The organism is Alteromonas sp. CH_MED4-4 (assembly GCF_037029575.1).
Lineage (GTDB): Bacteria > Pseudomonadota > Gammaproteobacteria > Enterobacterales > Alteromonadaceae > Alteromonas > Alteromonas macleodii.
The window spans coordinates 84893-98693 of the sequence record NZ_JAYMEU010000015.1 but is presented as its reverse complement, the minus strand read 5'-3'; the positions used below and the strand labels follow the sequence as shown (position 1 = coordinate 98693).

Annotated in this window: 7 protein-coding genes; 5 read left to right on the top strand and 2 right to left on the bottom strand. The window is 45.4% G+C overall.

All coding sequences use genetic code 11. The annotated features are described in order from the left end of the window. The first annotated feature begins 5 nt into the window (after nt 1-5). A complete protein-coding gene (locus WA381_RS12120) occupies nt 6-1670 on the top strand; it encodes a sel1 repeat family protein (protein ID WP_156086407.1) in 1665 nt (554 codons plus the stop codon). A 35-nt stretch (nt 1671-1705) separates the two neighbouring features. Here WA381_RS12120 and cysZ read toward each other — a convergent pair whose 3' ends face one another. After that, complete coding sequence (cysZ, locus tag WA381_RS12115; protein WP_156086408.1) at nt 1706-2443, bottom strand: sulfate transporter CysZ; 738 nt, start codon at nt 2441-2443, stop codon at nt 1706-1708. A 262-nt stretch (nt 2444-2705) separates the two neighbouring features. Here cysZ and smc point away from each other — a divergent pair, with 262 nt between their 5' ends. The 3 genes from smc (at nt 2706) to ligA (ending at nt 10171) form a co-directional block, all read left to right on the top strand. Beyond that, nucleotides 2706-6245: a chromosome segregation protein SMC gene (smc, locus tag WA381_RS12110; RefSeq protein WP_156086409.1), complete on the top strand. Its 3540-nt coding sequence runs from the start codon at nt 2706-2708 to the stop codon at nt 6243-6245. A 20-nt stretch (nt 6246-6265) separates the two neighbouring features. Continuing rightward, nucleotides 6266-7843 carry a cell division protein ZipA gene (gene zipA, locus WA381_RS12105; RefSeq protein WP_156086410.1) on the top strand — a complete coding sequence of 526 codons (1578 nt, stop codon included), beginning with the start codon at nt 6266-6268 and terminating at the stop codon, nt 7841-7843. 291 nt (nt 7844-8134) lie between these two features. Continuing rightward, on the top strand, nt 8135-10171 hold the full coding sequence (ligA, locus tag WA381_RS12100; protein WP_156086411.1) for an NAD-dependent DNA ligase LigA: 2037 nt from the start codon (nt 8135-8137) through the stop codon (nt 10169-10171). Nucleotides 10172-10395: 224 nt separating this feature from the next. Here the strand turns inward: ligA and WA381_RS12095 are convergent, their stop codons facing one another. Beyond that, complete coding sequence (locus WA381_RS12095; protein ID WP_014949426.1) at nt 10396-10923, bottom strand: DUF2062 domain-containing protein; 528 nt, start codon at nt 10921-10923, stop codon at nt 10396-10398. A gap of 210 nt (nt 10924-11133) precedes the next feature. Here WA381_RS12095 and WA381_RS12090 point away from each other — a divergent pair, with 210 nt between their 5' ends. Continuing rightward, nucleotides 11134-13728 (top strand): DNA internalization-related competence protein ComEC/Rec2, encoded by a 2595-nt coding sequence (locus WA381_RS12090; protein ID WP_156086412.1) that lies wholly within the window; start codon nt 11134-11136, stop codon nt 13726-13728. The last annotated feature ends 73 nt before the right edge of the window (nt 13729-13801 follow it).

The window sequence follows — 13801 nt, the reverse complement described above, 5'->3', positions numbered from 1 at the left end:
GCGTTATGCGAGGCTTATTTTTAGCAGTGTTCGCACTGCTCATAGTTGCGGGCGATAGCGGACGCTATGTCCCGCAACTAATTGCTAATGCAAGCAAGGTACTTACGCCGGCAAGCCTAGTGTCAGATAGCGACCCAACTGAAAAGGCGAGCTCTGCTTCAGCAAATACTGCCGACGGCATGGCACAGGACAGCACAGAATCTTCTCCCGACGCTCAAACTTCGGATATTACCGAACGTTTCGATTATTCTGACTATCACCTTAAGCATGACGCACTAGCGCTACTTTGGCTAGCTGCAAAGCAGGGCAGTGAAAATGCACAGGCACGCTTGCTCGGTGAATTTGAGCGTGCGTATAACGCAGGCTTCATTGCTACTGACTATATCGATGAAGCCACTGCAACCTATTTTCTAGAGAAGCTAGTGAATCTTGAAAACGCAGACGCTGCATGGCTGCTGTACCAAATATTAGGTGAAGAAGGTGCGTCACAGCGCTTTATGCGCTTAGCGGCGCTCGGCGAGGTCGCAGAAGCACAGCTTGCGTTTGCAATGTCTACCGATTCGCCAGAAAAACGTGAGAAGTGGCTGGTACGCGCGGCTTCACAAAACTACGTACCCGCACAGGCCGCATTGGCCGATTGGTATCTTCTACACGGGCAGCAACAATTAGCGAAACCACTGCTCGCAGCAACAGCAACCTTAGACATGCAAAGTGCATTTAAGTATGCTCGCCTTCTGTGGGACGAAGGGGAATTTTCTGAGGCTAAGGAGCATTTTAGCTTTGCCGCGAAGAAAGGGCATCTTCAAGCGGAAAAAGCCTTAGAGGCCATCAATCTCTACACGCCGTATTCTATACAGCAAGCACTAAAGCAGTCTCCTTCATTTAACTGGGAGAATGAAGGGAAATGCCTTCAGCGTATTCAGCCTTTTGCTACCAGTTTAGCTACTATCATGCGTGCTCACAGTCTTTATAACTCATTCAATGACGACAAGCGCCTGCAGAACCTTTCTATTTGCCTGGCCCCGCCTATTTGGCTTAAACCCGATGTACTAAGCTGCGATCCGGATTATAAGAACGCTGGGATCTTAGGCTGTAGTATTACTCCTTTGGCAAGCATTGCGAAAAAGCAGAAATTTAGTCATGCAGTAGTAGTGGCAGAGCAGGGTAAGGCAAATGTTCAAAACGGCGTAATGTACTTAGACATCAGTGACGCTTATTCAGTGTTTGTTCATGAGCTAGCGCACTTCGCAGGCTTCGCTGACGAATATCCTATTGGCAAGGGCATGGCGAATAGGCTGTGCGATGAAGATGGAATAAGCGATTTTGCACCACCAAACCTAATCGTAGACTCTGAGTATTGGTACGCACCTCACGAAACGGTTGAAAATTGGCTAGAGATAGATCCTGCAGCCATTATTGCACGCGCCAAGACGTGCACCGTATTGGGGAAAAACAGCTATAAGCCCAGTCGCAGAATTACCTTTATGGAACATCACGATAGCGGCGTGATCCCGCCTTTATATTTGGTACTGTGGCAGCAGCAGCTGGAAAAACAAAATGCCCAGCGACCTATTTCAATGAATTTTTTCCAGGCGTTCCACAATAGCGGCAACCAAAAAGAAGCCGCACACTGGTTAGCTGAATACGAAGCGTTTACTGGTGGCAAATAACCGCAGCTCTCATTACTAAAACAATGCACTCGCCACTATTTGGCGAGTGTGTCTTTAAGCTCTCTTACCCACATAGACGTTGCACCACAAATTGCTACGGGCATAACGATAAAGTTAACCACGGGAATAAGTGAGAATATATTCACCATCATTCCAAACGTCATCGCTTTCCCTGTGTGTTCGCCAAGGTGCAGGCGCATGCGCGTAAAATCTATCTTGTGGTTGTCGTATGGGTAATCGCAGTACTGAATTGCCATCATCCAGGCGTTAAATAAGAACCACAAGACTTGCCCGATAATAGGTAGGAAAAAGAACAATAACAAAAAACCAATAGCGCGAGGTAAATACCAAACGAGCTTGGTAAGTTCACGGCCTACAGTTCTAGGAATGTCTTTAACTAAAGCCATTACACCCTCGTCACCTAAATCTTGACCCGTTAGGTGACGCTCTACTTTTTCTGATAATACACCGTTGAACGGCGCAGCTATCCAGTTTGCCAGTGTACCAAAGATGAGTGCGAAAATGAGCAATACGCTGATGACTGCTAGGGGCCACAAGAAAAAGCTGATCGCTGTTTTTATCCAGCCTAACCATTCAGGTACAAGATCAATCACATAAGCGATACCCATTTCTATTTGGCCAAATAAGAAGTAAAAAGCCACAGAAAAAAGCACTAAGTTTATTGTTAGGGGTACAAAAACAAAACGCTTTAATCCTTTGGTTTTTATAAGCGAAAAGCCTTCAAAGAAATAATGTACACCGCCTGAACTCATTCGTACTCCTTCGCGTTTGAAACGCTGTGTTTGTTAACTATCTGCTCTATCATACGCGCTTGGCCTATTCTCTGCCTAACTCAGTGAAATGGTAATTGTTACAAGCTGTTAGATTTGGTAGAGTCGAAGCATAATAACAAAAGAATCTTCCGTGTGATTGCATCATTTCTACTTCAACTGCTATTTCAGCCGATGGTTAGCTGGTTTCTGGCTAATATCAAGGCGATACCGCGTGCAGCTTTGTGTTTAAGAGGGATGATGTGTGAGGCTTAAAAAGATTAAGCTCGCGGGTTTCAAGTCCTTTGTTGAGCCAACTACTATTCCATTCCCCGGCGAAATGACCGCCATCGTAGGTCCTAACGGCTGCGGCAAGTCGAATGTCATTGATGCTGTACGTTGGGTTTTAGGTGAAAGTTCTGCCAAAAACTTACGCGGCGATGCAATGACCGACGTGATTTTTAATGGCTCTTCGTCTCGTAAGCCAGTGGGGCAATGTAGCGTTGAACTTGTTTTCGACAACAGTGCAGGGCGGATAGCGGGTGAATTTGCCAACTACAATGAGCTGTCTGTTAAACGCTTAGTTACACGGGACGCCACCTCTACCTATTTTCTAAACGGCACTAAATGTCGCCGGCGTGATGTCACCGATCTATTTTTAGGAACAGGGCTGGGCCCCCGTTCTTACGCCATCATTGAGCAAGGTATGATCTCGCGGCTTATCGAGTCAAAACCAGAGGACTTGCGTGTATTCATAGAAGAAGCCGCGGGTATCTCAAAATACAAAGAGCGCCGTAGAGAGACAGAAAACCGTATAAGGCACACGCAAGATAACCTTGAACGCTTGAATGATGTGCGCGATGAATTGGGCAAGCAGCTCGAAAAATTACAGCGTCAGGCGGCCGCGGCTACTCGTTACAAAACGCTACGTGCACAAGCCAGAGAGCTAAAAGGCCAGTTAGCAGCCCTTCGTTTTCTGAAAAATAGTGAACATATTGAAGCGCTGCAAAAACAGCAGCAAGCACTGCAGTTAGAAGTTGACGACTTAGTGGCTCAACTACAGGGCGATGAAGCGGGGCTTGAGTCGTACAAAACCAAGCAGCTGGAAACAAAACAAACGATAGATGATCTTCAGCAGCAGCTGTTTACTACCAGTAACGCAATAACACGACTAGAGCAAAATGCGCTGCACGCAAAACAACGCAAAGGGCAGGTAGAGCAAGAGTTAGCACGAATTAGCGAGCAACACGAATTGCTTAACCACTCTATTGACGAGGCACAGGAAGCGCTTGCGGTATCAAACGAGGCGCTTGAAAATATTGAGCCTGAATTTGCCCTTAAGGAAGCAGAGTTAGCGCATGCCAAAGAGCGTTTTGAAGACGCTGAACAAGCGCTAAGAGAATTTAACGCACAAGCGCGAGCGCAAGAACAAACCTACAATCAACTTCGTCAGAATGTTCAGCAATGCCATAGCCAAATTCAGTCAACTATGAGCATGCAGTTACGCACTTCTCAGCGTATCAGCGAACTACAAGACGAGCTAAAACAGCTAGATGAAGAAGATTTTGCCAGTCAGATAACACTTTTAGAAGAGCAATGTAGCGAACTTGATTTAGACATTGACGAAGCTAAGCAATTACTTCAAGAGTCCAATCAAAAGGTGTCGCAGCAACAAGGCGAAGTCAACGCTATAGAAGCGAAGCGCCGTGATACCCAGGGCCAGTTACAAACTGCACTGTCCACAAAAGCTGCGCTAGAAGCGCTTCAACAAGATGCTTCAAATAATGAAGACGTAACGTTAAACGGGATAGAAAAGCTGTGGCAGCAGTTTAGCTCTAACCAAACTCTTGCACCTTGTGTAGAATCGATTTTACAACACGCAAAAGACCCCGTTGTTGCCAAAAGCCATGACATACAGGCATTGCTTCAAAACCAAGATAATTTGCCAAGCGGCATTAAAGTGTTTACCGATAAGGCGTTTGTAAGCACTGCCAAATCGGGTTCACTAGCACACGCTCTATTAACTGAATCTAGCACTTATGAATCGTCAACACAGCGTGTTCCCGCATTTTTTAATGACATTTACCTTTGTAGCAATGATGACGAACTTGCGGAAACGATTGAAAGTGCTTTTGTAAGCATTCTTGATAAAGAAGAAGAACCTGAAGGTATAGCCAAGGGGTTTACTAGCGCAATCTCGCCTTCAGGGTTGTGGGCAAGCTCACAGTGGGTAGTGAAACCTGGCGAAGCAAGCGACGGTGCTTTGCAGCGGGCGAACAAAATTAAGGGGCTGGTAGACAGCATTGAAGAAACTGAAAGCCTTATAGATGAGATTGAGCATTCACTAGAGCGCGTCAAACAGGCACTTGAACAGAGCGAAGCGCAAAAGCAGGCTATTCAGAGCGCCTTGGGTGAAAAAGAAAACCAGCGCGCACAGCTTAAAAATAAACTTTCTTTGCTTGAAATGCAGCAAGAGCAACAGTCAACACGCACTGCCAAACTTAATGACGAGTTAGCAAAGCAAGAGTTAATGTTAGCGAAAGAAGAAGAGCAACTAGCCCAACTTTCGGAAAAATTAGAGCTTCAAGAGGCACAAATTCTTGAACACGAAGTACACATTGACGATGTGAACGCTAAGCGCGATGCAAATGAGCGAACTACATCAGAGTTACGCGCGTTAGTTGATGCATTAACATCGCAAAATCATGAGCTTGCACTTAAGAAGCAGCAACTTGAGAACCATCAAAATTTATATAGTCAACAGGTTACACGTAACCTTCAGCAGCGTGAAGAGTACATAAAAAACAAAGAAAGATTACAAAAAGAACTTACACAGTTGACGTCTCCTGAAGAAATTCAAGAAGCAGAGCTTCAGTCGCTGTTGGAAAACAAATCGGAATTAGAACAGCTGAAAAGTACTAAGCAAAGTAGTCTTGAAGATATAGAGCAGTGGTTGCGAGAAGCCGAAAAAGGGCATCAAGCTCTGGGTAAAGATATTCAAACGCGACAGACAAACATCGATAAACTCAACATTGATATTGAAGGATATCGGGTACGTGCGAATACGATTTTAGAACAGCTTGATGAAACGCAGCAGTCGCTGAAGAGCATTCTAGAAACCTTACCTGAAGATGCCGAAGAGAAGCGCTGGCAAGAAGACCTTGAAAAAACGCAGGCTAATTTGCAGCGCTTAGGTGCTGTGAACTTAGCTGCGGTTGAAGAATATGAAACCCAGTCGGAAAGAAAGTCACATTTAGATACACAGCACAACGACCTTACTGAAGCCTTGGAAACGCTACAGTCGGCCATTCGGAAAATTGATAAAGAAACCCGCACGCGCTTTTCTACCACCTTTGAACAGGTTAACGAAGACCTTAAAACGTTATTCCCAAAAGTGTTTGGGGGCGGTTCGGCGTATCTTGCGCTTACCGATGACGATTTGTTAGAAACTGGGGTGGCGATAATGGCTCGCCCCCCTGGTAAGAAAAATAGTACGATTCACCTCTTAAGCGGTGGAGAAAAAGCACTAACCGCTTTATCATTGGTGTTTGCTATTTTCAGATTAAATCCGGCACCATTTTGTTTGCTGGATGAAGTAGATGCACCATTGGATGATGCAAATGTAGGGCGCTTTTGTAACTTAGTGTCAGAAATGTCACAAACAGTGCAGTTTATTTATATCACCCACAATAAAATAGCGATGGAAATGGCCAGTCACCTCACCGGTGTTACCATGGCGGAACCGGGAGTTTCGCGCATGGTGGCGGTAGATGTGGACGAGGCTGTAGCCTTCGCAGAAGCATAACAAAGGGCGAAAGAAATTAAATGGAAGATCAATTACGTCTATTTTTACTCCTTGGAGGCACGGTTTTTATCATCGCAGTGCTTGCCCATGGTATTTGGAAAATTCGTAAAAACAGTAAGCCTTCGGAAAAAGAGCGCTTAGAGCCCCGTCAGTGGCAAGATGATGACAACGATTTCGAGTCCGACGAGCAAGAAGGCTTCGACGAGCTTGGCATTGGCGCGGTGCGCGTGGTTAGCAAATCACAAAACCAAGAGCATGAGGCTGCAAGCGACGTATCGACGAATACGGCAAAAAGCCCTGCGCATCACGATATCAATGAAAAACATGCTTACAGCAGCGAAGAAGCTGATGACGAGGATAGCTTGTCTCAACATGCCACGTCAAAAGAGCACGGTGATGGAAAAGAGGGCGCACACGGTGAGCATGCGGGTAAACGCCCAAGCAGCGTTGGTAATTCCGCTATGCCGTCTGACGGGAAAGAAGAAGCTGAGAAAGCACCAAAGCTCTATGGCTCTGTGGTTACGAATCCGAAGCCACACATGAAAGGGCAAGCTCGTCCCGATGGCGCATCTACAAAAGGTGCTAACAGAGGCGACGAAAACCTTGCCGCGTTCCCTGAACCTCCTGGCTTCTTACTTCGTGAAGGCGAAGAGCAAGAGGAAACGTCTTTAGCGTCGCATGCTCAGCGTGAAGAAAGCGAACAGCCAAATACTCCAAGTAATCAAGAGAGAGCGGATAACGCGCAATCGCATGATCCAATTCAGAGTCAGGCGGGCGGTCATCAAGAAAGTGGGCGTGCAGAGCCAGTTCGTCCTGCACAGAAGTTTTATATCGACCCAACGCTGGAGGAAGAGCCTGAAACAGTGCAGCCGCCGGCTAAAAACGAAAGAGAAGTTGCTGATTTTAGTTTAGATGCACCCGAAGAGTCTGTTTCATCCAGCGATGTTCATGAAGAAAATGAACAGCCTCGACGTTTTGCACGTAATAAACGAAGCAAAACGCCAGTGAGAAGACGTGAAGAGCCGAATTTTGGCGACGATCAAATGCGTATTGATTTTGACACCAGTGAAGCAGCTAGCGCTGATTTTGGCGATGAAAGCTTTAGTGCTAATGAGTCAGGTAATGATGGTGCTGGAAGTACACCAAAGACCGCTAAGTCGTCGATTGAACCTGAGGTTTTAGTATTAAATGTAAGAACGCCAGAAGGCGAGCCTATCTCAGGCGCGGCGCTACTACCTATGCTATTAACATTAGGGTTCAAGTTTGGCGATCAAGACATCTTCCACCGCCACGTAAATTCAAATGGCAAAGGGCCAGTATTGTTTAGCCTTGCTAACATGTTTAAGCCTGGGGTTTTCGATATTGATAACCTAGAGAACTTTGAAACCCAAGGTATTTCGCTGTTTATGATATTGCCTATTGAGGGTGACCCTCATCAAGTGTTTAACATGATGCACAATGCCGCCCGCAAATTGGCAGATGAGTTCGGCGCACAAGTACTTGATGGGCGCCGAAGCGTATTAACGAAGCAGGGCTTACAGCAATACGTCGAGAAAATTCGTGAGTTCGAGCGCAAGCGTATGATTGCGCGCAGCTAGCGTTAATTTATCACTTGCGCCTCAATCTTGTGGATTATTCATGCAGGTGCAAAAACAAAAAAGGACTTGGCTCATACCCAGGTCCTTTTCTGTTGATTAGGGTCTATTGATCTTTGATGTATAACAAGGGCTAGCAAGCCATAGCATTGTAGCGTGGCTGTACGTTTCACAACCTGACTGAAATAGGCCAGGTTTTTGCAGCCTATTTGGAACATACAGCGGCTTGGGCGAATAGGCCTTGGCAACGAATTGTAATACTTTTAACTATTTAAACGGCGTGACAACAACTCCATGTCAGATTCTTTAGAACAAGCAAAGCAACAAATAGCAACACTTCGCAACACACTTAATGAGTACAACTATCAGTACTATGTGATGGATGACCCTTCGGTTCCTGATGCAGTTTATGATAGAGATATGCAGGCGCTTATTGCGCTAGAAAAACAATATCCTACGCTTCAAAGCCCGAATTCTCCCAGTCAAAAAGTAGGGGGCGCAGCGTTATCGGCCTTTGAACAAGTTACCCATGATGTTCCTATGCTGTCGCTGGATAACGCCTTTGATGAAGAATCACTGCTTGCCTTCGAAAAACGTTTAAAAGACAGACTAAAAGATTCAGCAACGTTAGATTTTAGCTGCGAACCCAAGCTAGATGGTTTAGCGGTAAGTATTCTGTACGAAAATGGTGAATTAGAGCGTGCTGCAACCCGTGGTGACGGTCAGGTAGGAGAGAATATCACGGCGAACGTTCGTACCATCTCTAATGTGCCGTTAACGCTCCGTGGTGATCATTATCCTGAGCGCGTAGAAGTGCGCGGTGAAGTGTTTATGCCCCGTGATGGCTTTGCAAAACTCAACGAACACCAAAAAGAAACGGGGGGTAAGGTTTTTGCCAACCCTCGTAATGCTGCGGCCGGCAGCTTACGACAGTTAGACTCTAAAATTACGGCCAAGCGCCCGCTGATGTTTTATGCTTATTCGCTAGGCGTAGTGCAAACTGAAAGTTTTGAATTACCCACAACACACAGCGAGCGCCTAAAACAATTGGGTAATTGGGGGCTGCCATTGTGCCCTGATATCGACACCGCCGAGGGCGGTAAAGGCTGCTTGGCGTACTACAACCACATTTTGGAAAAGCGCGATAGTTTGCCGTATGACATTGACGGCGTTGTGTTTAAGGTTAACCGTATTGACCTGCAAAATGCCCTTGGATTTGTGGCTCGAGCGCCTCGCTGGGCAATTGCGCAGAAGTTTCCTGCGCAAGAAGAAGTGACTAAGTTACTGGACGTTGAGTTTCAGGTAGGAAGGACTGGTGCGATCACGCCAGTTGCCCGCTTAGAGCCCGTGTTTGTAGGCGGAGTAACTGTGTCGAATGCTACTCTTCACAATCAGGACGAAATTTCCAGATTAGGCGTTAAAGTTGGCGACACTGTGGTGATCCGCCGTGCGGGTGACGTAATTCCTCAAGTGGTATCTGTGGTAGAAGCTAATCGCACAGGTAGCGAAACTGACATTAGCTTCCCAAGCCAATGCCCGGTTTGTGACTCGCAGGTTGAAAAACTAGAAGATGAAGCGGTTGCTCGTTGCACCGGTGGACTAATTTGTGCCGCACAACGCAAACAGGCGCTTAAGCATTTTGCTTCGCGTAAAGCATTCGATATTGATGGTCTGGGCGACAAGTTAGTCGATCAGTTAGTTGACGCTGATCTTGTGCACAGTCCCGCCGACTTTTTCACGCTTTCGTTAGGCGATGTTGTTGGGCTAGAGCGCATGGCTGAAAAGTCTGCCACTAAGCTACTGGCATCGCTTGAAGCTTCAAAGCAAACAACGCTTGCCAAGTTCCTATACGCATTGGGGATCCGTGAGGTTGGCGAAGCTACTGCGGCAAACTTGGCTGCGCACTTCGAAACCTTGGAGGCTATTCGCGAGGCGTCGCTTGAAGCACTGGTTGAAGTCCAAGACGTTGGTGAAGTGGTGGCTACCCACATTTTCAATTTCTTTAACGAGTCACACAATACCGATGTTATTGATGCGCTGTTAAAAGAAGGAATTAACTGGCCTGCTATTGAAAAGCCAGATTCGGATAATTTGCCTCTTGAAGGCAAAACATGCGTTATTACCGGTACGCTTAGCGAAATGGGGCGTTCTGACGCGAAAGCACGTTTGCAGTTACTTGGTGCAAAAGTGGCAGGCTCGGTAAGTAAGAATACCGACTTCCTAGTTGCAGGAGAAAAAGCGGGTTCCAAATTAACTAAAGCACAAGAACTAGATGTTGAGGTATGGGACGAAGCTGCGCTTATCGCTTTTTTATCGGAGCATGAAAAGTAGTCTGTCTGGCTTAAATTCAATAAGAGCGCTAGGCGTAATGGTTTTCCTGAATAGATTTACGCCGAACTCATATTGATTGTTACCAATAAAAAACGCCACTTCTATGAAGTGGCGTTTTTTGTAATTCTTGCTCTGTCTTTTACGGCGTACTTTGTACTGAACGTTGTAAGGGGCTTGAGAAAAGGTAAATATTTCTACAAACCCTTAAGTGTAGGGCTCTCACGCTAGTGGGCTTCTTGATTCCGCATTTGTCTGCGTCTTTCCCAGGCTTTTTTCACTTGAAAGCGCCAAACCCAGTTCAAAGAGAAATAACCCGCTAGTCCAAACACGACCGAGCAAATTCCACACCCGACTAAAAATGCAGGGCCAATGGTATTAATGCTTTCTACAACCCACTGCCAACTAAACTGAAATTCAAAATGCTCAGGCTTGGTCCCAAGTACAGTAGTACCAACCTTGTAAGCCCCATAGAATATAGGCGGAATAGTAAATGGGTTAGTCACCCAAACAGTTGCAACAGATAAGGGCAGGTTTGCTCGAAATGGAATAGCTAAACCGGCAGAAAGCCACATTTGAAACGGTACCGGCCAAAACGCGAAAAATAAACCTATGCCAAATGCACCAGATGCAGAACGACGGTTTAAGTGCCAAAGATTAGGCTCGTGCAATACGCTACCAAAAATTTTTAAAGCTTTGTTTTGCTTAATGCTTTGGTGATCTGGCAAAAAACGTCGGATAAATTTCTTAGGCATAAATATCAATGCATCTCGAAAATAAAATCAAAAAAGACAGAAAAAATAACAGTAAACGGAATTGCGCAACATGAATTTGCACCACTCACATTCACTCACTGTCAATTGCTACGTGAAAACATGGTCAATCGTATCACAATTTGCTTAAGCTGTTTTTGCGCTAGCGCAATAAGTGCAGTTTTCTGGCAAAAACTTCCAAGTACTCACAGCATGGCATTGATGATTGCCATTTTAATAATATCTGTGACTATCATTATATTCATTTCGACGACAAAACCCGCTGAACATCATGCATTTCCAGAGGTGCTGCTATGTTGGGCAGTGAGCGGGCTGCTGTCTGGAGTACTTTGGGTGGCGAGTGTAGGGCATTTTTACTACGCTTGGCAACTGCCCCAAGGGAAAATTCAACAAGATGTCACAATTTCAGGTCGAGTTGTGTCGGGGGGATGTGTCTTCGGCACAGCTAGGGTGCTGGAAGCAACTTATCACTATGTTGTCGCTATTGAGTCTGTCAACCGTGAAAGCACCGCGACATTTCTAGACAAGGGTATACTTTCCCCCTTGCCTAAGCGTGTTTTAACTAGCACGTTTAATTTCAAAGCTCGTCTTACTCACCAACGTTATGAATTCCCAAATGATCGAAAAAGCGAAGGCTTAGCCAACAAGAAAATCGCATATGCTCAACAGGAGACTATAGGCGTGCGGCCTCAATCAGTTTCTCCGTCCCAAGTGAAATTAAATTGTTTGCACAACGGCGATACCTTCACCGCAATTGTAAAACTTAAACCTGCATACGGTACGGCTAATCCTGTTGGAGCTAGCCGACAACAGCAGTTGGTTAGCCAATTTATTCATGCAACTGGCTATATTAAGTCGATAGAGCACGATAAAACAAAGCATAGTCACTCAGTGCGTTATGGACTTGCTAGAACATTGCAGAAGCTAGACCTTATCCATGAAAGGTGGTGGCGCGCATTGCTGCTAGGGGATAAAACGGGCTTTACGTTGGGTGATTGGACGCTGTTACAACGTACCGGCACTGGGCACATGTTTAGTATATCAGGCATGCATCTATCACTTATCGCTGGGGTCTGCTTATTGTTTTTTAACCCCGTTATATTTTTACTCACGCATGTTACAGGCCTATTAGGCAGAGCGAAATATTGGTTAGTACGTTCAGCCTCCATCAACTATCCGGCAACAGGACGAAAGAACAGAGAGCTGCAAACAAGTAAGATGTTTCAAACCAGCGCGCCAATTAGAGCCTCTGTGCTATGTGTGCTTATCGCTGCTTGTTTTTGTTACGCGCTGCTTAGTGGAAGCGCATTGCCGGTTGTGCGTGCGCTTATACTAGTAACTATGGGGTGTGTGCTGTCTCTTTCTCGACATGCATGGCGGCCAGTAAATGTTGCGCTCACAATGCTTACTTTGAGCTTGTTGCTGTTTCCTCTCTCTATATTAAGCGCTAGCTTTTACTTGAGCATAGGGGCTGTACTGTGCATTTGGTTTTTAGTTGTTGTTTGGGGGCTACAGCGAGCACCATGGTATGTGTCTTTGTTTAAACTACAAGTAGCACTTACCGTAATAATGATGCCCCTAACCCTAATATGGTTTGGTAGCGCCAGTTTTGTTGCAGTTGTTACCAACTTAATCGCCTTGCCCGTCATATCGTTACTTTTACCTATTTGTTTAATTTCGTTGTTAGTCCTTCATTTTGCTGAGTTGCCTTTCGCACAACAAGTTACGGGCATGCTTATGCATTACAGTGATGTGTGTTTAGGGTATTTGTTATCGCTTTTGAACGTTCTTAGTCAGTTTTCTTGGAGCGCTATCAATTTTTACGTAAGTATTGGTGCGGCACTTTGTCTAATTGTCGCTTTTTTTATTTTTCTTTTGCCAACATGGCGGTACAAAGCTATCTGCGTAGCGCTTCTCTTGCTCCCATCGCTAAGCATTTTTCAAAAGTGGTTACCTACCAATGAATCGATATGGGCGCTGCATGTATTTGATGCGGGCCAGGCCAGTGCTATTGCAGTGACTGCGGGAGGTCGGGCTATGATTATTGATTCTGGTGCTCAGTTTAATGGCAATGCTCATACTGCAACGAAACACCTGTTACCTTTTTTGGAAAGTAGGCATATTTCAAATATAGATGTTGTAGTTCATACGCATAGTGACAACGATCATGCAGGTGGCGCATTAGCCATTGAACAACACGCCTTAGCTAAAAAAGCCACTTTCTACACACCAACATTAGGTTGTGAGCGAGGAAAGCGTATTCGCTGGCAGAATTTAACAATCAATTTTCTATGGCCGCTAAATGGCAATAAAGAAGACAACAATGCCATGTCGTGTGTGGTTAAAATAACAAGCGACTCTGGTAGCGTGTTAATTCCTGGTGACATTGAGAAAACAAGTGAGTACGCGTTGATAACCCGTGAAATCATGGATGGTTTTTCAGAGGGGGCTTCAATGGATACTTTAGCGAGTTCTACAAATCTAAGTGCCGACATTCTTATTGCGCCGCATCACGGAAGCAAAACGTCTTCTACTAATGTTTTTATAGAACACGTTGCACCAAAAGCTGTGATTTTTACGCAAGGTTATGAGAATAGATGGCAGTTTCCTGCGTATGTTGTGGCTAAACGTTACGAGCGTTTGGGCGTAACGCAATATTTAACAAGCTATCACGGATATATAAACGCAACCTTCGATAAGGACTCTTTCCATATAGATTCCCAACGTGGAACGTTGAATAATCGCTGGTATTTACCAGGCATTACACCGCGACACCTCAAAGACTAAGTAATATCGTCAAATGCCAAAAATATTAGCTTGTAACGAAACGAAGATGTGCACGAATACCTTTAAATAGGTA

Coding starts and splice junctions, on each gene's coding strand:
- WA381_RS12120 (WP_156086407.1), top strand. CDS start 6: ATGCGAGGCTTATTTTTAGCAGTGTTCGCACTGCTCATAGTTGCGGGC.
- cysZ (WP_156086408.1), bottom strand. CDS start 2,443: ATGAGTTCAGGCGGTGTACATTATTTCTTTGAAGGCTTTTCGCTTATA.
- zipA (WP_156086410.1), top strand. CDS start 6,266: ATGGAAGATCAATTACGTCTATTTTTACTCCTTGGAGGCACGGTTTTT.
- ligA (WP_156086411.1), top strand. CDS start 8,135: ATGTCAGATTCTTTAGAACAAGCAAAGCAACAAATAGCAACACTTCGC.
- WA381_RS12095 (WP_014949426.1), bottom strand. CDS start 10,923: ATGCCTAAGAAATTTATCCGACGTTTTTTGCCAGATCACCAAAGCATT.
- WA381_RS12090 (WP_156086412.1), top strand. CDS start 11,134: ATGGCATTGATGATTGCCATTTTAATAATATCTGTGACTATCATTATA.